The organism is Salinispora goodfellowii, from assembly GCF_059570675.1.
Map to the genome: position 1 here is coordinate 1 of NZ_JCANTD010000027.1, position 22,436 is coordinate 22,436.

The window sequence follows — 22,436 nt, forward strand, 5'->3', positions numbered from 1 at the left end:
CTAGTCGCGCTCGGCGACAGTCCAACGAGTGCGGCGCATTCGGTGGCGGTCACCCCCTCACCCGTGCTCCCGAGGTATTCCATGATCTCCATCCGCGCCGGATGAGCCATCGCTCGCATGACCTGCGGATTGGTGATTTTCCTGGTGGTCGACGCCGGACGCCCTTCAGCCATACCCCGTATGATCCCGCACCGTTCTGCTTGCGGCGCCATCGCCACCGCGCGCGGACGGCACGCGACTGTGGACGCCTACGCGGAAGCGGTACGTAGACCGAACCGTGTGGGCGTAACGGCGGCGATCCGTGATGTGACGCACTGTGCCGGCCGCCAATCATGGGAGGGCTATAAGTGCGCTTACGCCCGTTTCGTAGATTGGGCAAGGCCACTGCCCTGCGCTACCTGGAGTGGTACCGGCAGCACCGCAACCTGCCTTACGCGGCGCTAGCGCTGGGCAACGTGTACGGCCCCCGCCAGTTCGGCCAGGACTGCGGCGTGGTGTCACGGATGGCCAACGAGATCGTGCGCGGCTCGATGCCCTCGATCACCGGCGACGGACAGCAGACCCGCGACTTCGTCTACGTCACCGACGTCGCCGAGGCTGTGGCGATGTCCTGTGCTGCGGGCGACGTCGGCTCGGTCAACATCGCTTCCGGCACCGAGGCCACGGTCTACGACGTGTTCAATTCGGTGCGTTTGTTCACCGGTTCCCGCATGTCGCCGCGTTTCATCGCAGCCAGCCCCGGTGAGGCCCGCCGCATGGTCATGGACATCAGCCGAGCCCGCACCGTCCTGGGCTGGCTGCCCGCAGTCAGGCTGGACGACGGCATCAAATTGATCATCCGTGAAGATTCGATGGATATCAACGCCTGGGGGAGTCAGCTACAGCTCCAACCCGATCGCGCGCCGACTGCGACTGCGCTCAACCGACCCGGGCAACCTGGCCATCACCACCCGCAAAGCGGTCCGCGAGGCGCTGGTCGACTACTGCGAGCAGCGCCGATACGCCGAGCCGGCCACCGGCACCGACGCGCAGGCGTCGCGGCTGGCCCTCACCTCGCTACCAACTCCGATCCCTCTCAAGGTCGGCACGTTCCTCGACTTGGAACACCGTCTGCCCGCGCCGTGGGACACCGAGGGTCTCGACATCGACGCGCACCGGGCGATCCCCGCGCGAGCAGCTCTACAAGCTCGACCAGCGAGTGCTCTACACCTTCGCCGGACTCGGCCGGGACAGCCCGATCACGGCCAGCCTCGCCGATGCGAACACCGGCCCCAACGTGCTGGTGGTGCTGGCCAGCTACACCAACGACACCCCGGCGGAGACGACGGAGGTCGCCGACCCCATCGACGCGCTCATGGCGCACGTGCGAAGTGACTGGATGTCCGACCCCACCCTCAACCAGCGATACCCGCCCCGCCACGAGCGCCAGCCGGCACCTCGTCGTCGATCTCGACGAGCCGTCACCGATCTACGCGGGCACCCGAACCCCAGCGCATCACGGCGTCCGCAGCCTGACGACACGGAGGAAAGACGAACGTGGCTGTTACGTTGAGCAGCCGATCGGCCTCACTGCGCTTTTGCAGTTCTGTGATGTGCCCCCGGCAGGATTCGAACCTGCGCTCCCGCCTCCGGAGGGCGGTGCTCTATCCCCTGAGCTACGGGGGCTCAGCGACTGGAGAAGAGTAGCAAACCCTTGCCGCGATCACCGAATCGGTGTACACGGATACGCTCCAGTCGCCCGGACCCGGCCGAGCTGGGTCACGCGGCGACGGCGCGACCGCAGCTGGGCAGCGGGTGTAGCGCGATGCGGCGGGGCAGCCGACGCGGCCACTCGTTGCGGGGCCACGAGCCGTCCACGATCAGGTGGACGGTGCGTTGCTCCGCTCCGCTGAGTCGGAGTACGAAGTCGCGAGGGAGCGGCGGGTCCACCGACGGCGTAGTGATCATGAATTGGACCCGCCCCCGCGACGAGACCGCGGAGATGATGTCGGCCGCTGGCATCGTGCCGCGGAGCCGGATCCGGCCGATCCAGTGCACGTCGGCCAGGTGCTCCTGAGCGGCCCGGATGATCGCTGGGTATCCGGTGCGTACCCAGCGCTCCACCGCGCCGACGCAGAGCCCGCAGGCGCGCTCGCGTGGCTCCCGGGGGCCGAGTCCCCACGCCCGCAGGTACGCCGCGACGGCGCCGGGGTCGAGCGGCAACCCGAATCGGTTCTGGATGAGGGTGTGGAGCCCCTGTCGCGTCCAGAGCTCCTCGTCCAAGCCGAACGCGTCGGGGTAGCTGCCCCGCAAGGTGTCGATCAGCTCGAGTTCCTGTTCGCGGCTGAGCGCTCCCGGCTCGCTCTGCCGCACTCCGCGACGGACGGCCGCCACCGCCCCGTCACCGCCGATTGTGTGGCGCCGACACCAGCTGGTGACCGAGCGCCGTGCGTCTCTCAGTGCAACACCCACGTCCTACGCAACGAGCTCGAATCGCAACTGGTCACGATATGTGGGGAGAAACTTCTCTTTGAGATGTATTCGCCCGGAGAGGGAGCAAACTCTCGAATCGGACTTACCGCGTCGGCTGGGTGGCCGTCCTGCCCGTGAGGTGAGACGGATTCGGTGCCCGAAGCCGTGCGCGCGGAGCGCGCCTCTGACCATGACAAACGACCCGCACCACCCGGTGGTGGTGCGGGTCGCGGGACGGCCCAGCCGCCCAATCAGCCCTGAATGCGCTCGAGTGCGTTGCGCAGGTTGGTCAGATCTGTCTGCTGGGTGTTCTTCATCGTCTGCGCGGTCTGGACCACGTCCTTCTCGTCGCTCTGGTCGAGCAGGGCATCAACCATGTGGATGCCACCGATGTGGTGCGTGATCATGAGCTCGAGGAAGAGGACATCCAACTCCGTGCCCCGGGCCTCCCGGAGCTGGGTCATCTGCTCCGCAGTGGCCATCCCGGGCATCAGCCCGTCGCGGATCATCTCGGTGCCATCCGGCAGCCACGCCATCCGCGGCTCCGAGCCGGTCGGGTCCAGCTCCCATGACCGCAGCCAGGCCTGCATGATGCCGATGTCACCCTGCTGGCCGAGGGCGATGTCGTTACCGATCGTCTGGACCTCCCGGTCCGTGCCGTGCTTGAAGGCGATCAACCCCATCTCCACCGCCTGGGCGTGGTGGGTGGTCATGTCCCGAGCGAAGCCCGCCTCGGCGGAGGTGTCCCCCGGTCGATTGAGGTCGGGGGTGAGTAGGCCGCCCGCATAGCCGAGCAGGAGGCCGATCACGATGGCGATCGCCATCACCGCCGTGCCGAACCGGGTCGCGGGGCGACGGGTGCTTTCGGTGGGCGGAGCCCCATCGGGCTTTCCGTCGAGGGTCGTGAGGGCGGACATCCCGGCTCCTTAGCTACTGCGGCATCTGCGGGCCGAGTTCCCGCGGTGTGGTGCCGGTGGCGGTGACGCCCTGGGCGCAGAGGGCGGTGGGGCCCTCGACGGAGGCATTGACCCTCAGCGTCTTGATGAAATCGTCGATCCGGCCGTCGTCGGCGTTGTCGACCTTGAGCTGGTAGCCCCAGGCTTGGAGCGAGATCGGCTGGTCCAGCCCTTCGTGCGGGCTGAGGAAGAGCTTCTCGTTGCCGCGTACCCGCTCGGCCAGCTTCTCGACCTGGCCAGCGTCGAGGTCGGGCTGGTAGGTGATCCACACCGCGCCGTGCTCCAGGCTGTGCACGGCGTGCTCGTTGGCGATCGGGGCGTCGTAGATGTCGCCCATGCAGTTCTGCCAGGCATCGTTGTGTGGGCCGGCGACCGGGGGCAGGACGGAGTACTCGATCGAGCCCTGCTGGTGGTTGCCGCCCGCGACCAGCTCCGGGTCCTGCTCGCGGTAGTTGACGATGTCGGCGATATCGTTCGCCCGCTCATCCCACGGCTTGGAGCCCTGGAATGCCGCCCAACCGCCGTAGCCGACGATCGCGACAGCGAGCACGCCGACGGCGACGAAGAGGGCGATCGGCCCCCAGTTGCGCTGCTGGGTTACCTTGACCGGAGTGATCGGCTTGCGCGGCTTCTTGCCGCCGCGTTGGCTGCCCACTGGTTTACCGGACCCCGGTCTGCCCCCCGTTGGCTTGCCGGATCCGGGCTTGCCGCCGGCTGGCCTGCCCCCGGCTGGCTTCTTCGTGGTGCTGGCAACGGTCGGGTGACGTTCTGGGCCGCCCGGGGTGCTGATGCTCATCGTGCCTCGTCAGGTCGGTCGGTCGGGGGATCTGGCGGGCCGGGGTCACATGCTGGGTCGCCGCCGCGGGGACTGAGTCTACCCCCGATAGCATGGTTCGGTGACTCCCGCAGAACTCGCCGAGGTCGTCCTCACCGCAGCCCACGCCGTCTTCACCGAGCGGGGCCTGGACCGCTCCACGCTTCCGGAGCGGACCGCGGTGGAGCGACCCCGCAACGTCGAGCACGGGGACTACGCCTCGACGCTGGCCCTGCAGCTCAGTAAGAAGGTGGGGGTCCCGCCTCGGGAGCTCGCCGTCGCGCTGGCCGAGCAGCTCGGCCAAGCCGTGGGAGTCAAGTCGGTGGAGATCGCCGGCCCGGGCTTCCTGAACATCCGCCTGGACGCAGCCGCCGCGGGCCAACTGGCCCAGGTGATCGTCGAGACCGGCGCGGAGTACGGCCGCAGCGGCCGACTCGCCGGTCAGTCGATCAACCTCGAGTTCGTGTCGGCCAATCCGACCGGCCCGGTGCACATCGGCGGTGTCCGGTGGGCGGCGGTCGGTGACGCGTTGAGCCGGTTGCTGCGCGCCACCGGGGCCGCCGTCGCCACCGAGTACTACTTCAACGACGCCGGTTCGCAGATCGACCGGTTCGCCCGCTCCCTGCTGGCCGCCGCGAAGGGGGAGCCGGCGCCGGAGGACGGGTACGCCGGCGCGTACCTCGCGGAGATCGCGCAGCAGGTCCAGTCCCGGCGCCCGGACGTGCTGGCGCTCGACGCCGCCGCCGCCCAGGAGGTGTTCCGGGTCGAGGGCGTCGAGTTGATGTTCGCCGAGATCAAGTCGTCGCTGCGTGACTTCGGCGTGGAGTTCGACACCTACTTCAATGAGAAGGACCTGCACGACCGGGGCGAGTTGGAGCTCGCCCTGGAGCGGCTCCGGCAGCAGGGCCACATCTTCGAAGCCGACGGCGCCACCTGGCTACGTACCACCGACTTCGGCGACGACAAGGACCGGGTGCTGCGCAAGTCCGACGGCGAGTGGACGTACTTCGCCGCGGACTGCGCCTACTACCTGGACAAGCGGGAGCGTGGCTTCGAGCGGGTCGTGCTGATGCTCGGCGCGGACCACCACGGCTACCTGGGCCGGATGAAGGCGATGGTCGCCTGCTTCGGTGACGACCCGAGCCGCAACCTGGAGATCCTTATCGGGCAGCTGGTCAACCTGGTCCGTGACGGGGCCCCGGTGCGGATGAGTAAGCGGGCCGGCACTGTGGTGAGCCTGGAGGACCTGGTTGACGCGATCGGTGTGGACGCCGCCCGGTACGCGTTGGCGCGTTACTCCACCGACTCGCCGATCGACATCGACATCGAGCTGTGGACCCGCGCCACCCGCGACAACCCGGTCTACTACGTGCAGTACGTGGCGGCGCGTACGGCGAGTGTCGGGCGTAATGCCGCGGAGGTCGGGCTGGCCCGGGGCGGCCCGGCGGACTTCCACCCCGAGCTGCTCGACCATGACAAGGAAAACGAGCTGTTGAAGGCGCTGGCCGAGTTCCCCGCCGTGGTGGCCACCGCCGCCGAGCTGCGGGAGCCGCACCGGATTGCCCGGTACCTGGAGGACCTGGCCGGGGCGTACCACCGCTTCTATGACAACTGCCGGGTGCTGCCGCGGGGCGACGAGGAGATCACCGACCTGCATCGCGCCCGGCTCTGGCTCAACGACGCCACCCGCGTGGTCATCGCCAACGGCCTGCGGTTGCTCGGCGTCACGGCCCCAGAGCGGATGTGACATGCGAGCGCGAGGAGTGAGCTTGCGAGCCCCGCAGTCGGGAAGCGGGGATGTGACATGCGAGCGCGAGGAGTGAGCTTGCGAGCCCCGCAGTCGGGACGCGGAGATAAGTCGGGAAGCGGAGATAAGTAATGCGTGCACACGAGGCCGGCGCCCTGCATGGGGAGATCGGCAGCCATACGGCGTGGCTGCGTGCCCCGCGGGACGTGAACGCCCTGCTGCCCGGGCTGTGGCCGCGTACCGTCAGTCGGGCGGCGGACGGCGCGCTCGCCGTCGCGGGCCGCTCGGTGCGGGAGCTCGCGGCCGAGTTCGGCACCGCGGTGTACCTGCTGGACGAGGCGGACCTGCGGAGCCGCTGCCGGGATTTCCGTGCCGCTTTCCCGACCGAGGATGTCTACTACGCCGGTAAGGCGTTCCTCTGCCGGGCGGTCGCCCGGATGGTCGCCGAGGAGGGCCTGTACCTGGACGTGTGCAGCGGTGGCGAGTTGGCGACCGCGCTGGCGGCCGGGATGCCGGCGGAGCGGATCGGCTTCCACGGCAACAACAAGTCGGCCGCCGAGCTGAGCCGGGCGTTGGAGGTCGGGGTGGGGCGGATCATCGTCGACTCATCCCACGAGATCGACCGGCTGACCGCGTTGGCCCGCGCGCGGGGCGTCCGCCCGCGGGTGCTGGTGCGGGTCACCGTCGGGGTGGAGGCGCACACCCACGAGTTCATCGCCACCGCGCACGAGGACCAGAAGTTCGGCTTCTCGCTGGCGGACGGCGCGGCGATCGCCGCCGCGCTGCGCATCCTCGACGAGGACGTGCTGGAGTTGCGCGGTCTGCACTCGCACATCGGGTCGCAGATCTTCGATGCGAGCGGGTTCGAGGTCTCCGCCCGCCGGGTGCTGGCGCTCCAGGCGCAGATCCGCGACGCGCGGGGGGTGCAGTTACCGGAGCTGGACCTGGGCGGCGGTTTCGGCATCGCTTACACCTCGCAGGACGACCCGGCCACGCCGGCCGACCTGGCGAAGCGGCTACGCAAGATCGTTGACGCGGAGTGTGCCGCCGAGCGGCTGGCGGTGCCGCGCCTGTCGATCGAGCCGGGCCGGGCGATCGTCGGCCCGGCCATGTTCACGCTCTACGAGGTGGGCACGGTCAAGTCGGTGCCGGTCGGAACCGGTGGCGACGCGGCGGATGGGCGTCGTTGCTATGTGAGTGTTGACGGCGGCATGAGCGACAACATCCGAACCGCGCTCTACGACGCGTCGTACTCGGCGACCCTGGCGTCCCGAGCGAGCGTTGCCGAGCCGGTGCTTGCCCGCGTTGTGGGAAAGCACTGTGAGTCCGGGGACGTCGTGGTGAAGGATGAATTCCTGCCCGCCGACGTGCAGCCGGGAGATCTTGTCGCCGTGCCCGGCACGGGTGCGTACTGCCGGAGTATGGCCAGTAACTACAACCACGTGCCGCGCCCCCCGGTGGTCGCGGTACGCGACGGCCGGGCTCGCCTGATCGTCCGCCGGGAGACCGAAGAGGACCTGCTCGCTTTGGATGTGGGATGACATCACCTGTGCGCTTGGCGCTGCTCGGCTGCGGTACGGTCGGCAGCGAGGTGGTTCGGCTGCTGCACTCGCAGTCCGCCGATCTCGCCGCCCGGATCGGTGCCCCGCTGGAGATCGCCGGCATCGCCGTCCGGCGGATCGGCCGGGACCGGGGGGAGCTGCCGGTCGATCCGGCCGTCTTCACCGCTGACCCGTTCGACCTGGTCAAACGGGACGACATCGACGTGGTGGTGGAGTGCGTCGGCGGCATCGAACCGGCGCGGAGTTGGCTGGTGGAGGCGCTGCGGGCGGGTAAGAGCGTGGTAACCGCGAACAAGGCGCTGCTCGCCGAGGACGGCGGGACGCTGCACGACGCGGCGGCGCGGGGTGGGGGCGACCTCTACTACGAGGCGGCTGTGGCCGGCGCGATTCCCCTGCTGCGCCCGCTGCGGGAGTCGCTGCACGGGGATCGGGTCACCCAGGTGACCGGCATCGTCAACGGCACCACCAACTTCATCCTCTCCGCCATGGACACCACCGGCGCCGGCTTCGCCGAGGCGTTGGCCGAGGCGACCGATCTGGGGTACGCCGAGGCTGACCCGACGGCCGACGTGGAGGGTTTCGACGCGGCGGCCAAGGCGGCGATCCTCGCCTCACTGGCATTCCACACCCGGGTCGGTGCGGCGGATGTGCACCGGGAGGGCATCACCGAGGTCACCGCCGCCGATGTCGCCAGTGCCAAGGCGATGGGCTGCACCATCAAGCTGCTCTGCATCGCGGCCCGGGGCACCGCCGCGGATGGCCGGGAGACCGTCAGCGTACGGGTGCATCCGGCGATGATTCCGCTCACCCATCCCCTCGCCGGCGTGGGTGACGCCTTCAACGCGGTGTTCGTGGAGGCCGAGGCGGCGGGGCAGTTGATGTTCTACGGGCCGGGTGCGGGTGGGGCGCCGACCGCCAGCTCGGTGCTGGGTGACGTGGTGGCGGTCTCCCGTAACCGGCTCGCCGGGGTTCGGGCGGCCAGTGAGTCCGCCTACGCCGACCTGCCGGTGCGGCCGATGGGGGAGGCGCTCACCCGGTACCACATCAGCCTCGACGTGACCGACCGCCCCGGGGTGTTGGCGGCGGTGGCGGGCGTGTTCGCGGAGCACAGCGTATCGATCGCAACCGTTCGGCAGGGCGCTGCGGGCAGCGGCGTCGCCGAACGGGACGAGGATGCCGACCTGGTCATCGTCACCCATGTCGCGTCGGACGCCGCACTCGCCGCGACGGTCCAGGCGTTGCGCGGGCTGGACGCGGTCCGGTCGGTGGCCAGCGTGCTGCGGGTCGAGGGGAGCGCATAGCTTAGCCCCGGTGGAGCCTGGGAGAGGCGGAGGAGACGACATGTGGCGGGGTCTTATCGACGCGTACCGAGAGCGGCTGCCGGTCACGGCAACCACCCCGGTTGTCACCCTGCACGAGGGGAACACCCCACTGCTGCCGGCGCCGGTGCTGTCGGCGCGGACCGGGTGCGAGGTCTATCTGAAGGTCGAGGGCGCCAATCCGACCGGCTCCTTCAAGGACCGGGGAATGACCGTCGCGGTCTCCAAAGCGGTCGAGGCCGACAACAAGGTGATCATCTGCGCCTCGACCGGTAACACCAGCGCCTCGGCCGCGGCCTACGCGGCGCGAGCTGGCCTGACCTGCGCGGTGCTGGTGCCACAGGGAAAGATCGCGCTGGGCAAGCTCGCCCAGGCGTTGGTGCACGGTGCCCGACTGCTCCAGGTCAGTGGCAACTTCGACGACTGCCTGTCGTTGGCCGCCAAGCTCGCTCAGGACTACCCGGTCGCGTTGGTGAACTCGGTGAACATCGACCGGCTACACGGCCAGAAGACCGCCGCCTTCGAGATCGTCGAGGCGCTTGGCGCGGCACCGGACATTCACTGCATGCCGGTCGGTAACGCGGGGAACATCTCCGCCTACTGGCTCGGCTACTCGGAGGAACAGGCTGCCGGAAATATCATCCGGACCCCGAAGCTGTACGGCTTCCAGGCCGCTGGTGCGGCGCCGATCGTCACCGGCCAGGCGGTGCGTGAACCGGCCACGATCGCCACCGCAATCCGGATCGGCAATCCGGCGAGCTGGCCGAGAGCACTGGATGCCCGGGATGCCTCGGGCGGTTTGATCGCCGCGGTCACCGACCGGGAGATCCTGACCGCGTACCGGCTGCTCGCTCGCGATGTCGGGGTCTTCGTCGAGTTGGGCAGCGCCGCGAGTGTCGCGGGACTGCTCCAGCAGGCCGCTGCGGGTACGGTGCCGCCGGGTTCCACGATCGTCTGCACGGTCACCGGCCATGGCCTGAAAGACCCGGAGTGGGCGATCTCGACCGCCCCCGCGCCGGTGACCATCGCCAATGACCCGCTGGCCGCGGCCCGTTCGCTCGATCTGGCCTGAGGGCCGGGACGGGCTCGTTCGCGGTGCCGGCGAACGAGTCCCGCGGGCGTTGCCGAGTGAACTCGTGGGCCTCAACTGGTGAACCCCGTCGCACCGGTGCCGAACCGGTACGGGACACTCGACTCGCCCGTACCCGATTCCCGCATCAGGAGTGAGCCCAGTCGATGTCGCTGCTCGCCAGATTTAGTCTCGCCAATCGAGGGCTGATTGCCCTTGTCGCGGTGGTCACCACGGTGTTCGGAGCGTTCGCCGTACCGTCGCTGAAGCAGCAACTCCTACCGTCGCTGGAGTTCCCGGCCGCCTTCATCGTGGCGGCCCATCCCGGCGCCGGTCCGGAGGCTGTTGAGTCGCAGGTAACCGTGCCTATTGAGAACAGCCTGCAGGGCGTCGCCGGGCTGGAGAAGATTGTCTCGACCTCGCGCGAGGGGTCGGCGACCATCCAGGTTGAGTACGCGTTCGGTACCGATGTGGACGATGCGGTCAACCAGCTGCAGAGCGCGGTCAACCGGGTCGCCGGGCTGCCGGACGGGGTTGAGCCGCAGGTCATCGCCGGCGGCACGGATGACCTGCCGGCGGTGGTGCTCGCCGCCTCCGGCGGGGCCGACCAGCGCGCGCTCGGCGAGCAGCTGCGCAGTACGGTCCTGCCGGAACTGGCCGCGATCGAGGGTGTCCGTACGGTCGACCTGACGGGCACCCGCGACGAGGTGCTGGTGATTTCCGCAGATGTGGAGAAGCTCACGAAGGCCGGGATTCGGCCCGACGCCTTCGCCAGGGCACTGCAGGCCAACGGCGTCGCTATCCCGGCCGGCGCGGTTGTCGACGGCCAACGGACGCTCCCGGTGCAGGTCGGCACCCCGCTGGGCACCCTCGACGAGTTGCGCGACGTCATCCTCACGGTGGCGCCGGCCGACCCGGTGCGCCTCGGCGACGTGGCGACGGTCGAGGAGCGGCTCACGCCGGTCACCGCGATCACGCGTACCAACGGCCAGGAAAGCCTGGGCATCGCTGTGACCGCGACGCCGGACGGAAACGCGGTGGAGATCTCCCAGGAGATCCGGGACCGGCTCGCGGAACTGCGCACCGCCTCCGGCGCCGAGTTGACCGTCGTCTTCGACCAGGCACCCTTCGTCGAAAAGTCGATCAAGGGTCTCGCCACCAAGGGGCTGATCGGCCTCGTGATGGCCGCCCTGGTGATCCTGGTCTTCCTGCTCTCGGTGCGCTCCACCGTCGTTACCGCGGTCTCCATCCCGTTGTCGGTGTTGGTCGCGCTGATCGCGCTCTGGATCGGCGACTACTCGCTCAACCTGCTCACCCTCGGCGCGTTGACCATCGCCGTCGGCCGGGTCGTTGACGACTCGATCGTGGTGCTGGAGAACATCAAACGGCATCTCGAGTACGGCGAGTCCAAGCAGGAGGCCATCCGTACCGCGGTCCGTGAGGTGTCCGGTGCGGTGACCGCCTCCACCCTCACCACGGTCGCTGTCTTCGCCCCGATCGCGCTGGTCGGTGGATTCATCGGGCAGCTCTTCGCGCCGTTCGCGATCACCGTCACGGTGGCGCTGCTCGCCTCGCTGCTGGTGTCGCTGACCCTCATTCCGGTGCTGGCGTACTGGTTCCTCCAGCCGGCTGGTAAGACCGCGGGCGAGGCGGCGGTGCGCCGGGCCGCGGAGGAGAAGGAACTGCGTAACCCGCTGCAGCGCGCGTACCTGCCGGTCATCGGCTTCGCCACCCGGAAGCGGTCGACCCGGTGGATCACCCTCGGCCTCGGCGTCCTGGTCCTCTTCGGCACGTTCGGCCTCTCCCGCCAGCTGGAGACGAACTTCCTCGACGACTCCGGCCAGGACACGATGACCATCACCCAGGAACTGCCGGCGGGCACCGGGCTGGCGGGTACCGACGCGGCGGCCCAACAGGTGGAGGAGGTGCTGGCCGGGACCGAGGGCATCGAGACCTATCAGGTTACGGCCGGCGCGGGGGGTAACCCGTGGGCCGGTGCCGGTGGCAACAGTGTGGCGACCTGGTCGCTCACCCTCACGGATATCGACGCCGAGCAGATGCGTGCTGTCCTGCGCGAGAAGTTCGATGAGTTCGGTGCCGAGGCGGGTGAGTTCCGGTTCGGGGCCGGGCAGGGTGGAGCCGCCGCGAATCAGCTTGAGGTAGTCGTGCAGGCTACCGATCCGGCGATCCGGTCCCAGGCCATTGACGAGGCATTGGCCGCGATGACGGGGCTGTCCGGCGTCGAGGATGTGACCACCAGCGTGGCGACCCAGGTCGGGCAGGTCGAGGTCAAGGTTGATCGGGCGAAGGCCGCGGCGGCCGGGCTCACCGAGGCGGGCGTCGGGCAGCTCGTCGCGCAGGCATTCCGGGGCGCCCCGCTAGGGCAGCTGACGATCGAGGGCCAGCAGCGGAACGTGGTCCTGCAAACCGCCCAACCGCCGGTGTCGCCCGAGCAGTTGCGGGCGCTGCCGGTCGGCGCGGTCCCGCTGGGCGCCATCGCTGAGGTCAGTGAGGTTCTCGGCCCCCAGCAGATCACCCGGATCGACGGTGAGCGCAGCGTCTCGGTGACCGGCACGGCCACCGGCTCCGACCTCGGCGCCACCAGCCAGGAGTTGCAGGAGCGGCTGGACGCGATCGACGTCCCCGGGGCCACCTTCGTCATCGGTGGCGTCAGCGCGGATCAGGAGGATGCCTTCGCTGATCTGGGGCTGGCGGTGCTCGCCGCGATCGCGATCGTCTTCCTGATCATGGTTGTGACGTTCCGTAGCCTGACTCAGGCGCTGATCCTGCTGGTCTCCGTGCCGTTCGCGGCGACCGGCGCGATCGGGCTGCTACTGGCCACCGGCACCCCCCTGGGAGTACCGGCGTTGATCGGCGTTCTCATGCTGGTCGGCATCGTGGTGACCAACGCGATCGTCCTGCTCGACCTGGTCAACCAGTACCGGGCGCAGGGCCTGGGGGTCCGGGAGGCGGTTGTCGAGGGCGGCCGGCGGCGGCTGCGCCCGATTCTGATGACCGCGGTCGCGACCATCTTCGCGCTGCTGCCGATGGCCCTCGGCCTCACCGGCGAGGGCGGCTTCATCTCGGAGCCCCTGGCGATCGTGGTGATCGGTGGTCTGCTCAGCTCGACCTTGCTCACCCTGGTGCTGGTTCCGACCCTGTACGTCATGGTTGAGCACGCCAAGGAGTCGATCCGGGACCGGCGGGCCGGTCGGCGGGGGCCGCGGGCCGGGGCGGATGCCTCGGTCGGCACGCCCGCCTCAGCTGAGCCGGCGGCCACTGGGCCCGGTGCGGCCTCCGCCGCGGTCAGCGGTCCCGGTGCGGCGGAGTCGGCGGGTTCGGGCGGTGGCGCCGACACCGGCACCGACACCGCCGGCGAGGTGTCCGACCAACCGACGCCCTCGCCGGCACTGGTTGAGGGAACTGACCAGTTCGAGGTGCTGCGACTGCCCAGAAGCCGTACCTCGCCGCTTCCGCCGGCGGAGTAACTCTGCGGCTCGCGGACGCCCTCGACGGCTGGTCGAGGGCGTCCGCGCCGTTTCCGGGCCCTGCTGTCCGCACGATGACCAAAGCGCGGCACCGCGGTGGATAGGGTTCGGTGATGCCGTCCGTCCTCTCGGTCCTGCGTCGTAACCGGAGCTTCCGCAAACTGCTCTTGGCCGAGCTGATGGTCTTCGGCGTGGACTGGTTCGTCATGGTTCCGTTGCTGGTGCTCCTGCCGGCGTTGACCGGCAGCGGCGTGTGGGGTGCGCTGCTGCTGGCCATGGACACCGGCGTCGTGGCACTGCTGCTGCCGTACACCGGGGCGATGGCGGACCGGTTCGACCGCCGCCGGATCATGATCGGAGCCAACCTCGCCGCGTTGGTCGGCGTCCTGCTGCTCCTCGGGGTACGCGATGCCGGCACCGCCTGGCTGGCGTTGGTGGGGATCGGGGTGGTGGCGGTAGCCAAGGCGTTCTACTCGCCGGCCGCGCAGGCCGCCCTGCCGAACGTGTTGGACCGGGACGAGTTGGCTGCGGGTAACGCGGTCGCGGGTTCGGCGTGGGGCACGATGACGATTGTCGGGGCGTCGCTGGGTGGGGTGCTGAGCAGCGCCACCGGACCGTACGTCGCCTTCTGGGTAGCTGCCGGCGGTCTGGTCTTGGCGGCGATCCTGGCCGCGCTGATCCGCCGGCCGTTGCAGGCTTCCCGAGAGCAGGATCGGCCGGCACAGCAGACCTGGGCGGCGGTCCGGGAGGCGCTTGGCTACATCGGCCACCGGCCCCGGGTGCTGGCGTTGGTCACGGTGAAGTCGGCAGTCGGTCTGGGTAACGGTGTGTTGACGGTTTTTCCCTTGCTGGCAGCGACCTATGGGGCCGGCCCGATCGGCGCCGGTCTGCTCTTCGCGGTCCGTGGGGCGGGAGCTCTGGTCGGTCCGATCCTGATGCGACGGGTCCTGGGTAACCGGGCCTGGCTGCTGCCGGGCCTGGCGCTGTCCATGTCGCTGTACGGGCTGGCCTATCTGGGTACCTCGGCGGTGAATTGGTTCCCGCTGGTGCTCGTGTTGGTCTTTGTGGCGCACTTCGCCGGGGGCAGTAACTGGGTCATGTCCAACTACGCCCTCCAGGGTGAGGTCCCGGACCGGCTCCGCGGGCGGGTTTTCGCCACCGACATGATGCTGGCGACCCTCGCCATCTCGGTGAGCCAGCTGGTGGTGGCGTCGGTGATCGACGTGGTGGACCAACGGGTGGTGCTGGCCGGTGGCGGTCTGGTCACCCTGGTCTACGCGATCGGCTGGCGGGTGGCGACCCGCCACCTCTCGCTGACCGAGCCGGTCGCCGAGCCGGAGTCGGCTCCGCGCTGACCGGCCGCGGGTTCTCCGCCCCTATCATCTGCCCAACAGCCGGGTCGGGGGCGGTGGTTCGGAGCGTCGGTGCGCGGTCCTAGCATGAGCGCGTGTCGACCAATTTCCTGCCAGGCCCGGTCCGGGTGCGAGTCGCTGCCACCAGCGCGAATCTGGGGCCGGGTTTCGACGCCGTCGGGCTCGCCCTTGGACTCTATGACGATGTCTGCGCCGAGGTTACCGCCGGCGGTGTAACCGTACGGGTGCTCGGCGAGGGCGCCGGTGAACTGCCCAGCGACGACCGGCACCTCGTGGTGGGCGCGATGCGGGCCACCTTCGCCGAGTGTGGCGGCCAGCCGGCGGGGCTGGCGGTGGAGTGCGTCAACCGGATCCCCCAGGCGCGTGGCCTCGGCTCGTCCTCGGCGGCGATCGTCGCCGGGGTGCTGCTGGCCCGGGCCCTGGTGCCCGACGGGCAGCAGCGGCTGGACGACGCGGCCGTGCTCCGTCTCGCGGCCCGGCTCGAGGGCCATCCGGACAATGTGGCGCCCTGCCTGCTGGGTGGGTTCACCGTCGCCTGGACCGAGCCGGAGGGTGCTCGGGCGGTGTCGCTTCCGGCCGCCGTCGGGGTCCGGCCGACGGTGTTCGTGCCGGCGGAGCGAGGGCTCACCGTCGCCGCGCGGGCCGCGCTGCCGGCCACGGTGCCGCACCAGGACGCGGCGCACAACGCGGGCCGGGCCGCCCTGCTGGTCCATGCGCTCAGCGTCGCGCCGGAGCTGTTGCTGCCGGCCACGGTTGACCGGTTGCACCAGGATTATCGGGCCGAGAGCATGCCGGCGACGGCCGCGTTGGTCGCCGAACTCCGCGCGGCGGATGTGCCAGCGGTGGTTTCCGGGGCCGGCCCGACTGTGCTGGCGCTGCATGATCCCCCCGCCGACCTGGTAACGGGGCCAGACTGGCAGGTTTGGTCGTTGCCGGTAGAGGTGCACGGCGCCCGGGTTGGGCGGGGTAGACTGGGACACGCGGAGCGGGATCCTGTTGCCGCAGGTCGGAAGAGTTGATTACGCTCTAGACTTAGCACAGCCGCGAAGCATGCGATCTTCCTGCGGGTCGGCGCACCCCCGAAACTATCGGCGGTCTGCCCGTCACCCCTGCCTAGATACGCCGCACCGCAGTGCACACCGGTCGCGGCAGACGGCGAGCCCGTCCTCATCACCTCGGTGAGTCGGGAAGGCAGCCGGCTGCTGTGCCACCATCTCCCGCGACGCGTCCAGCGAGGCGGGTGCACCGAGGCCGCCCGGCCACCTGTATGTCGATTCCGGGCAGTCCCGGCCTATCGAGGGAAGGATTCCATTGAGCGACACCACCGACGTGACGTCGGATGTTTCCAACGTCGCTGGCGATGCCACGACCGCTGCTCCCACCCGTCGTCGGCGTAGCGGCACAGGTCTGTCGGCGATGCTGCTGCCGGAGCTTCAGAGCCTGGCCGCGTCGCTCGGCATCTCGGGCACGGCCCGCATGCGCAAGGGTGAGCTGATCAGCGCGATCACCGAGCGCCAGAGTGGCGGGGCAGCCACCGGAACCCCTCGACCGCGGGCCGAGGTTGCGGCTGCTGCGGCCCCCGCCCGGGGAGAGGTCCACGCAGAGGTTCGGGAGTCGGGCGAGCGGCCGGAGGCCGAGTCGCGTCCCGCCGAGTCGTCAACAACCACGCCGACCACCGGGCGCGCCCGTGGCCGACGTGGCCGGGCGGCCAGCGAGGCCGGTGAGGCCCGCGCTGAGACGCGGCCGGAGGGGACCGAGGCCGGCGAACGCCGGGAGCGCGGTGAAGGCCGCGGTGGCCGGGACCGTGCGGAGCGGGGCGACCGCGCTGAGCGGGGCGACCGGACCGACCGGAACGACCGTGCGGAGCGGGGCGACCGCGCTGAGCGGGGCGACCGGACCGACCGGAACGACCGTGCGGAGCGGGGCGACCGCGCCGACCGGAACGATCGGAACGACCGCGCCGAGCGGGGCGACCGGAACGACCGGAACGACCGCGCCGAGCGGAACGACCGGAACGACCGGAACGACCGGGGTCAGCGTGACAACGACGGCGAGGAGGAGAACGAGGGCGGCGGTCGGCGCGGCCGGCGCAGCCGCTTCCGGGACCGTCGGCGCGGCCGTGGTGACCGGGACGGCGATGGCGGCCGGGAGCCCCAGGTTAGCGAGGACGACGTCCTGGTCCCGGTGGCCGGCATCATCGACGTGCTCGACAATTACGCTTTCGTCCGGACTACCGGTTATCTGGCCGGGCCGAACGATGTTTACGTCTCTATGTCCCAGATCAAGCGGTACGGTCTGCGGCGCGGTGACGCGATTACCGGTGCCGTCCGCGCGACGCGGGAGGGCGAGCAGCGGCGGGACAAGTACAACCCGCTGGTCCGGCTGGACACCATCAACGGGATGGAGCCGGAGGAGGCGAAGCGCCGGCCCGAGTTCTACCGACTCACCCCGCTCTACCCGCAGGAGCGGCTGCGGTTGGAGAGCGAGCCGCACATCCTCACCACGCGAGTGATCGACCTGGTGATGCCGATCGGCAAGGGCCAGCGGGCACTCATCGTTTCGCCACCCAAGGCCGGTAAGACGATGGTGTTGCAGGCGATCGCGAACGCGATCACCCACAACAACCCGGAGTGCCACCTGATGGTGGTGTTGGTGGACGAGCGCCCAGAAGAGGTCACCGACATGCAGCGGTCGGTGAAGGGCGAGGTCGTCGCGGCAACCTTCGACCGCCCGCCGCAGGACCACACCACCGTCGCCGAGCTGGCGATCGAGCGGGCGAAGCGGCTGGTCGAGTTGGGCCACGACGTGGTCGTGCTGTTGGACTCGGTGACGCGGCTCGGCCGGTCGTACAACCTGGCGGCGCCCGCCAGTGGCCGGATCATGTCGGGTGGTATCGACTCCACCGCGTTGTATCCGCCCAAGCGGTTCCTGGGTGCGGCCCGCAATATCGAAAACGGCGGTTCGCTGACCATCCTCGCCACCGCGCTGGTGGAGACCGGTTCGACGGCGGACACGGTCATCTTCGAGGAGTTCAAGGGCACCGGCAACGCGGAGTTGAAGCTGGACCGGAAGATCGCCGACAAGCGGACCTTCCCGGCCATCGACATCCACCCGTCCGGCACGCGTAAGGAGGAGATCCTGCTCGCGCCGGAGGAACTGGCCATCGTCCACAAGCTTCGGAAGGTGCTGCACGCGCTGGACTCCCAGGCCGCGCTGGATCTGTTGCTGGACCGGCTCAAGCAGTCGCGGACCAACATCGAGTTCCTGATGCAGATCGCGAAGTCGACGCCCGGGGAGTGAACCCCCGGTCGGCCCGGGGCACGGCCGCGTGGGTCGTGCCCCGGCGCCGCTAACAGCGGCGACACCGCGGTGGATCGTCCGTACGCCCGGAGCGGAACCGCCCGGGCGAATGCTCGGCGGCGGATCGGGGAATGCGGTGGTACGGGTCGACGTTTACGCTGCCAGTGCCGTGGCGCGGCCCGCCTGCCGAGCCGACGCGACCCCGTGGCAGACTGGTTCGTCGGCCACCGGTTCCGGTTCACGCCCTCCGTCGTACACCTGCGGCCGGGCGACCCGGCGACCACCAACGAGAGGACCGAGGCGACATGAAGCCCAACATCCACCCGGAGTACGCGACCACGGAGGTCGTCTGCTCCTGCGGTAACACCTTCACCACCCGCAGCACCGCCAAGGGCGGTTCCATCCACGTGGAGACGTGCAGCGCCTGCCACCCGTTCTACACCGGTAAGCAGCGCGTTCTGGACACCGCCGGCCGGGTGGCCAAGTTCCAGCAGAAGTACGCCAAGGTTCAGGCCAAGAAGGGCAAGTAACGCCCCAGTCGGCGCCCGTGTCCGGTTTCTGGCCGGGCGCGGGCGTCGTCCGTATTCCGCCCCGGCGGCCCGGGGCGCCGCCGTCCAGCGCCGTTGTCGAAGGAGTAGCTGTCCATGAGTAGCGAGCGTCTGGCAACCCTCCTCGACGAGTACGCGGAGCTGGAAAGGCGGCTGGCCGACCCGGCTATTCACGCCGACCAGAACGCGGCTCGCCGGGTGGGCCGCCGGTACGCGGAGCTGGTGCCGCTGCACAAGGCCGCCACCGAGCTGGCGCAGGCCCGAGCCGACCTGACGGCGGCGAGGGAGCTGGCGGCCGAGGAGCCGGCCTTCGCCGCCGAGGCCGAGGCGATCGCGGCGACCCTGCCGGCGCTGGAGGAGTGCCTCGCCGAGCTGTTGATCCCGCGGGACCCGCACGACGCCAAGGACGTCATCGTCGAGATCAAGGCGGGGGAGGGGGGCGAGGAGTCGGCGCTCTTCGCCGGCGACCTGCTGCGGATGTACACCCGGTACGCCGAGCGCTGTGGCTGGCTGGTCGAGGTGATCGACGCGCAGGACTCCGACCTGGGCGGGGTGAAGGACGTCTCGCTCGCCATCAAGTGCAAGGGAGTGCCGGAGGGCGGCAACGGGGTGTGGTCCCGGCTCAAGTGGGAGGGCGGGGTGCACCGGGTGCAGCGGGTGCCGGTCACCGAGTCCCAGGGACGCATCCACACCAGCGCCGCCGGCGTACTGGTGCTGCCGGAGGCCGAGGAGATCGACGTGACGATCGACCCGAACGAGCTTCGGATCGACGTGTTTCGCTCCTCTGGTCCCGGTGGTCAGTCGGTGAACACCACCGACTCCGCGGTCCGGATCACCCACCTGCCGACCGGCATCGTCGTCTCCTGCCAGAACGAGAAGTCCCAGTTGCAGAATCGCGAGCAGGCGATGCGGATCCTGCGGGCCCGACTCCTGGCGGTGGCGCAGGAGCAGGCCGACGCCGCCGCCTCCGACGCGCGTAAGGCTCAGGTCCGGACGGTGGACCGCTCGGAGCGGATCCGCACCTACAACTTCCCGCAGAACCGGATCACCGACCACCGGATCGGCTACACCGCGTACAACCTGGACCTGGCCCTCGCCGGAGAGTTGGACGGCGTGCTGGCGGCGCTGGGCGAGGCCGACCGGGCGGCCCGGTTGGCGGGCAACGTGGAGCTGGGGCGCCGCTGACCAGCCCGCCCCGGGCAGCGCCCCCGCGGACGGTACGTGCGGGCCCGCTTGGTGACGGTCAGGAGGCGCGGGGGCGGGTCTTGGCGCGCAGCATCTCCCGGTCGGCGGTCTCGAAGGCGATGCTCAGCGCGTCCGGTACGTCGGGGCCGGTGGCGGCCACCTCGGCGAAGCCGATGCTGACCCCGACCGGGGTGCCGGGCACGAGCGCTTCCCAGTCCTCGGTCCGCACGGCGGACTTGATCCGGCGCGCCACCTCCTGGGCCTCGGCCATGTCCGTACCGGGTAGCACCACGACGAACTCGTCGCCGCCGTAGCGGGCCACGAAGTCGTTCCGCCGCATCACCCGGTTGACCACTCCGGCGACGCGCTGCAGGACCAGGTCGCCGGAGTGGTGGCCGTGGTAGGTGTTCACCGCCTTGAACCCGTCCAGGTCGCAGACGCCGATCACCACCCGTTCCCCCTGGGCCATCACGGCGGCGATGTGCCGTTCCAGCCGGCGTCGGTTGGGTAGCCCGGTCAGCGGGTCGGTCAGTGCCTCTCCCTCGAAGCGGGCTGCTTCGCGGCGCATCTCCTCGTGATCGATGCGGGCGGCGATTCCGTCGATGTAGACGTCCCGAAGTCGATCGTTGCGTTGCGCGGCGAGCCGGAACGCCAGCCGGTCGACCCGATGCGCGGCGACGTGTTCACCGGCCCGGCCCAGCGCGATGCTGCGGAGCCGATCGGGCTCGGCCGCGCCCAGGGTCTCGGTGGAGACCTGCACGGTGTCCAGTCGGCTGACCGCCTCGATCGGGCGGTCGGCCGCGATGGCCAGGCAGACCCCGCCGAGTTGGCGCATGTCCCGTGCCCGGGCACTGTCGCCGCCGTGGCCCAGCAGTCGGGCCGGGGCGGCGTCCGTTCCCACCTCCAACCGGTCACCCAGGGCGGCCTGCCGCGCCGCGGCGTAGCCGTACGCGGCGAGGCTGCTCGGGCGCAGCCGCCCGGCCTGTCCGGCGTGCAGGAACTCCCTCAGGTCGCTGCCGATGTCGCGGAGCACCCGTAGGCAGCCGTCGCTGTCGCCGGTGTGGTCCAGCGCGACGGCGTTGCGCAGGCGGATGCCGGGGGCGGCGAAGGTCTCCGCCGGGATGCCGGCGGCGAGCCCGAGCTGTCGTGCTCGCTCGATCGCACCCAGCGCATACCCGTGGAAGCTGAGGTAGGAGTAGGCCATCGCGAGGTCGTGCCAGCCCCAGGCGGTGTCCCGGTCGGGGTCGCTGACGGCGCCCAGCGCGCGAGCGGCCCGCACCAGGTGCATGACACACCGGTCCAGCGCGCCCTGGTGGTGGGCGGCGAGCGCGGCGAGCGCGTGGAGGTGCCCGTGCGGGTACGGCTCGGCGAGGTCCCGGACGGCGGTGGTGGCCTCCTCGATGGCCCGGGTGTACTCCGCGGTCCGGCCCAGGTTGACCACCGCGGACAGGCGTTGCACCAGGGCGTCGGCCCGGGCGTATCGGTCGGTGGTGGTGGCGAGCACCTCCGAGAGGATGCGGTACGCCTCGGCGGAGCGGCTCGATTCCTGCAGCCCGCGTGCCCGGGTCAGGGTGTCAACCTGGTCGCCGACTTGGTCCAGCCAACCCACCCGCGACCTCCTGTCTGTGTGCGTCTGACCGCACCGGCTCGTGGTTGGTTGCGTGACGCTTCATGATTATGGCGTGAGCTTTTTGGCGCAACAGCCGTCCGAAGGGACGAACCGGGAGCGACCCACTCGGGCGGTCGTCCGGGCCGCCCGGGTGCTGGCCGATGCCGGGGTGGAGGGATCCCGGGGGGAGGCGGAGGTGCTGGCCGCGTACGTGTTGGGGGTGCCGCGGGGGCGGCTGGCGTTGGCCGACGGGCTGAGCCTGGATCAGCGTCGCCGGTTCGACGCGTTGGTGGCCCGCCGGGCGGGCCGGGAACCGTTGCAGCATCTCACCGGCAGCGCCCCTTTTCGGCATCTCGACTTGGCGGTCGGGCCGGGTGTTTTCGTGCCTCGACCGGAGACGGAGCTGCTCGCCGGGTGGGGTGTTGAGCAGGCACGCCGGGAGGCGGCGCCGCTGGTTGTGGATTTGTGCAGCGGCTCTGGGGCGATCGCCCTGGCGGTGGCGCAGGAGGTGCCGGCGGCCCGGGTGGTCGCGGTGGAGCGTTCCTCGGGGGCGCTTTCGTGGCTGCGGCGTAACGCGACCAGCCGGGCCGCTGCCGGCGATCGGCCGGTTGCGGTGGTGGTCGCCGATGTCACAGCGCCCGACCTGCTCGACGACCTCCTGGGTCGGGTGGACGTGCTGCTGTGCAACCCGCCGTACGTGCCGGTGGACGTGGTGGTGCCGCCAGAGGTCGGCCGGCATGATCCGGCGGCTGCGGTCTTCGCTGGCGCGGACGGGTTGGCCGTGATCCGGCCGGTGGTGTCCCGGGCCGCGCTGTTGCTGCGGCCCGGGGGCCGGCTCGGGATCGAACACGACGACACGCAGGGTGCGGCGGTGCCCGGGCTGCTGGCCGGGGACGGCCGGTACGACTCGATCGCCGAGCACGCTGACCTCGCCGGCCGCCCTCGATTCGCTACCGCGACCCGGCGTGGGGAGGCCGGGGACCCGCGAGAGCCCGGTGACGTTGGCCGCTAGCCG

Annotated in this window: 16 protein-coding genes, 1 tRNA gene and 2 pseudogenes; 13 read left to right on the top strand and 6 right to left on the bottom strand. The window is 70.3% G+C overall.

Annotation, left to right across the window (positions count from 1 at the left end; genetic code table 11):
• Positions 1–173, bottom strand: a pseudogene (locus tag T398_RS20755) (ArsR family transcriptional regulator); the annotation flags it as partial.
• A gap of 174 nt (positions 174–347) precedes the next feature.
• On the opposite strand from T398_RS20755, the pseudogene T398_RS20760 reads away from it, so the two are divergent.
• A pseudogene (locus T398_RS20760) lies at positions 348–818 on the top strand (NAD-dependent epimerase/dehydratase family protein); the annotation flags it as partial.
• A gap of 380 nt (positions 819–1,198) precedes the next feature.
• Positions 1,199–1,552, top strand: coding sequence for a hypothetical protein (locus tag T398_RS20765; protein ID WP_496449252.1), 354 nt, complete (start codon positions 1,199–1,201; stop codon positions 1,550–1,552).
• Positions 1,553–1,593: 41 nt separating this feature from the next.
• Here T398_RS20765 and T398_RS20770 read toward each other — a convergent pair.
• From T398_RS20770 to T398_RS20785, 4 genes are all read right to left on the bottom strand, one after another.
• A tRNA-Arg gene (locus tag T398_RS20770) sits at positions 1,594–1,665 on the bottom strand.
• Between the two features lie 93 nt (positions 1,666–1,758).
• A complete protein-coding gene (locus tag T398_RS20775; protein WP_496449254.1) occupies positions 1,759–2,451 on the bottom strand; it encodes a winged helix-turn-helix domain-containing protein in 693 nt (230 codons plus the stop codon).
• A gap of 251 nt (positions 2,452–2,702) precedes the next feature.
• Positions 2,703–3,368 carry a DUF305 domain-containing protein gene (locus T398_RS20780; RefSeq protein WP_496449256.1) on the bottom strand — a complete coding sequence of 222 codons (666 nt, stop codon included), beginning with the start codon at positions 3,366–3,368 and terminating at the stop codon, positions 2,703–2,705.
• 13 nt (positions 3,369–3,381) lie between these two features.
• The gene (locus T398_RS20785; protein ID WP_496449258.1) at positions 3,382–4,203 is read right to left on the bottom strand and encodes a thioredoxin-like domain-containing protein; all 822 of its coding nucleotides are present in this window, start codon (positions 4,201–4,203) and stop codon (positions 3,382–3,384) included.
• A gap of 100 nt (positions 4,204–4,303) precedes the next feature.
• Between T398_RS20785 and argS the strand changes: the two genes are divergently transcribed.
• From argS to prfA, 10 genes are all read left to right on the top strand, one after another.
• Positions 4,304–5,968 carry an arginine--tRNA ligase gene (gene argS / locus T398_RS20790; protein ID WP_496449260.1) on the top strand — a complete coding sequence of 555 codons (1,665 nt, stop codon included), beginning with the start codon at positions 4,304–4,306 and terminating at the stop codon, positions 5,966–5,968.
• Positions 5,969–6,099: 131 nt separating this feature from the next.
• A complete protein-coding gene (gene lysA, locus T398_RS20795; RefSeq protein ID WP_496449261.1) occupies positions 6,100–7,509 on the top strand; it encodes a diaminopimelate decarboxylase in 1,410 nt (469 codons plus the stop codon).
• 8 nt (positions 7,510–7,517) lie between these two features.
• Positions 7,518–8,831: a homoserine dehydrogenase gene (locus tag T398_RS20800; protein ID WP_496449332.1), complete on the top strand. Its 1,314-nt coding sequence runs from the start codon at positions 7,518–7,520 to the stop codon at positions 8,829–8,831.
• A gap of 40 nt (positions 8,832–8,871) precedes the next feature.
• Positions 8,872–9,921 carry a threonine synthase gene (gene thrC / locus T398_RS20805; RefSeq protein ID WP_496449263.1) on the top strand — a complete coding sequence of 350 codons (1,050 nt, stop codon included), beginning with the start codon at positions 8,872–8,874 and terminating at the stop codon, positions 9,919–9,921.
• 164 nt (positions 9,922–10,085) lie between these two features.
• Entirely contained in the window at positions 10,086–13,406 is a 3,321-nt protein-coding gene (locus T398_RS20810) for an efflux RND transporter permease subunit (RefSeq protein ID WP_496449265.1), read from the top strand.
• A 113-nt stretch (positions 13,407–13,519) separates the two neighbouring features.
• Positions 13,520–14,761, top strand: a complete 1,242-nt coding sequence (locus tag T398_RS20815; protein WP_496449266.1) for an MFS transporter — start codon at positions 13,520–13,522, stop codon at positions 14,759–14,761.
• A 92-nt stretch (positions 14,762–14,853) separates the two neighbouring features.
• Positions 14,854–15,798: a homoserine kinase gene (thrB, locus tag T398_RS20820; RefSeq protein WP_496449267.1), complete on the top strand. Its 945-nt coding sequence runs from the start codon at positions 14,854–14,856 to the stop codon at positions 15,796–15,798.
• A 292-nt stretch (positions 15,799–16,090) separates the two neighbouring features.
• Positions 16,091–18,079 (top strand): transcription termination factor Rho, encoded by a 1,989-nt coding sequence (gene rho / locus T398_RS20825; protein WP_496449269.1) that lies wholly within the window; start codon positions 16,091–16,093, stop codon positions 18,077–18,079.
• Positions 18,080–18,384: 305 nt separating this feature from the next.
• Positions 18,385–18,609: a 50S ribosomal protein L31 gene (rpmE, locus tag T398_RS20830; protein WP_496449271.1), complete on the top strand. Its 225-nt coding sequence runs from the start codon at positions 18,385–18,387 to the stop codon at positions 18,607–18,609.
• Positions 18,610–18,723: 114 nt separating this feature from the next.
• Positions 18,724–19,812: a peptide chain release factor 1 gene (gene prfA / locus T398_RS20835; RefSeq protein WP_496449273.1), complete on the top strand. Its 1,089-nt coding sequence runs from the start codon at positions 18,724–18,726 to the stop codon at positions 19,810–19,812.
• Between the two features lie 58 nt (positions 19,813–19,870).
• Here the strand turns inward: prfA and T398_RS20840 are convergent, their stop codons facing one another.
• Entirely contained in the window at positions 19,871–21,421 is a 1,551-nt protein-coding gene (locus tag T398_RS20840; protein WP_496449274.1) for a GGDEF domain-containing protein, read from the bottom strand.
• Positions 21,422–21,494: 73 nt separating this feature from the next.
• Between T398_RS20840 and prmC the strand changes: the two genes are divergently transcribed.
• Complete coding sequence (prmC, locus tag T398_RS20845) at positions 21,495–22,433, top strand: peptide chain release factor N(5)-glutamine methyltransferase (RefSeq protein ID WP_496449275.1); 939 nt, start codon at positions 21,495–21,497, stop codon at positions 22,431–22,433.
• The last annotated feature ends 3 nt before the right edge of the window (positions 22,434–22,436 follow it).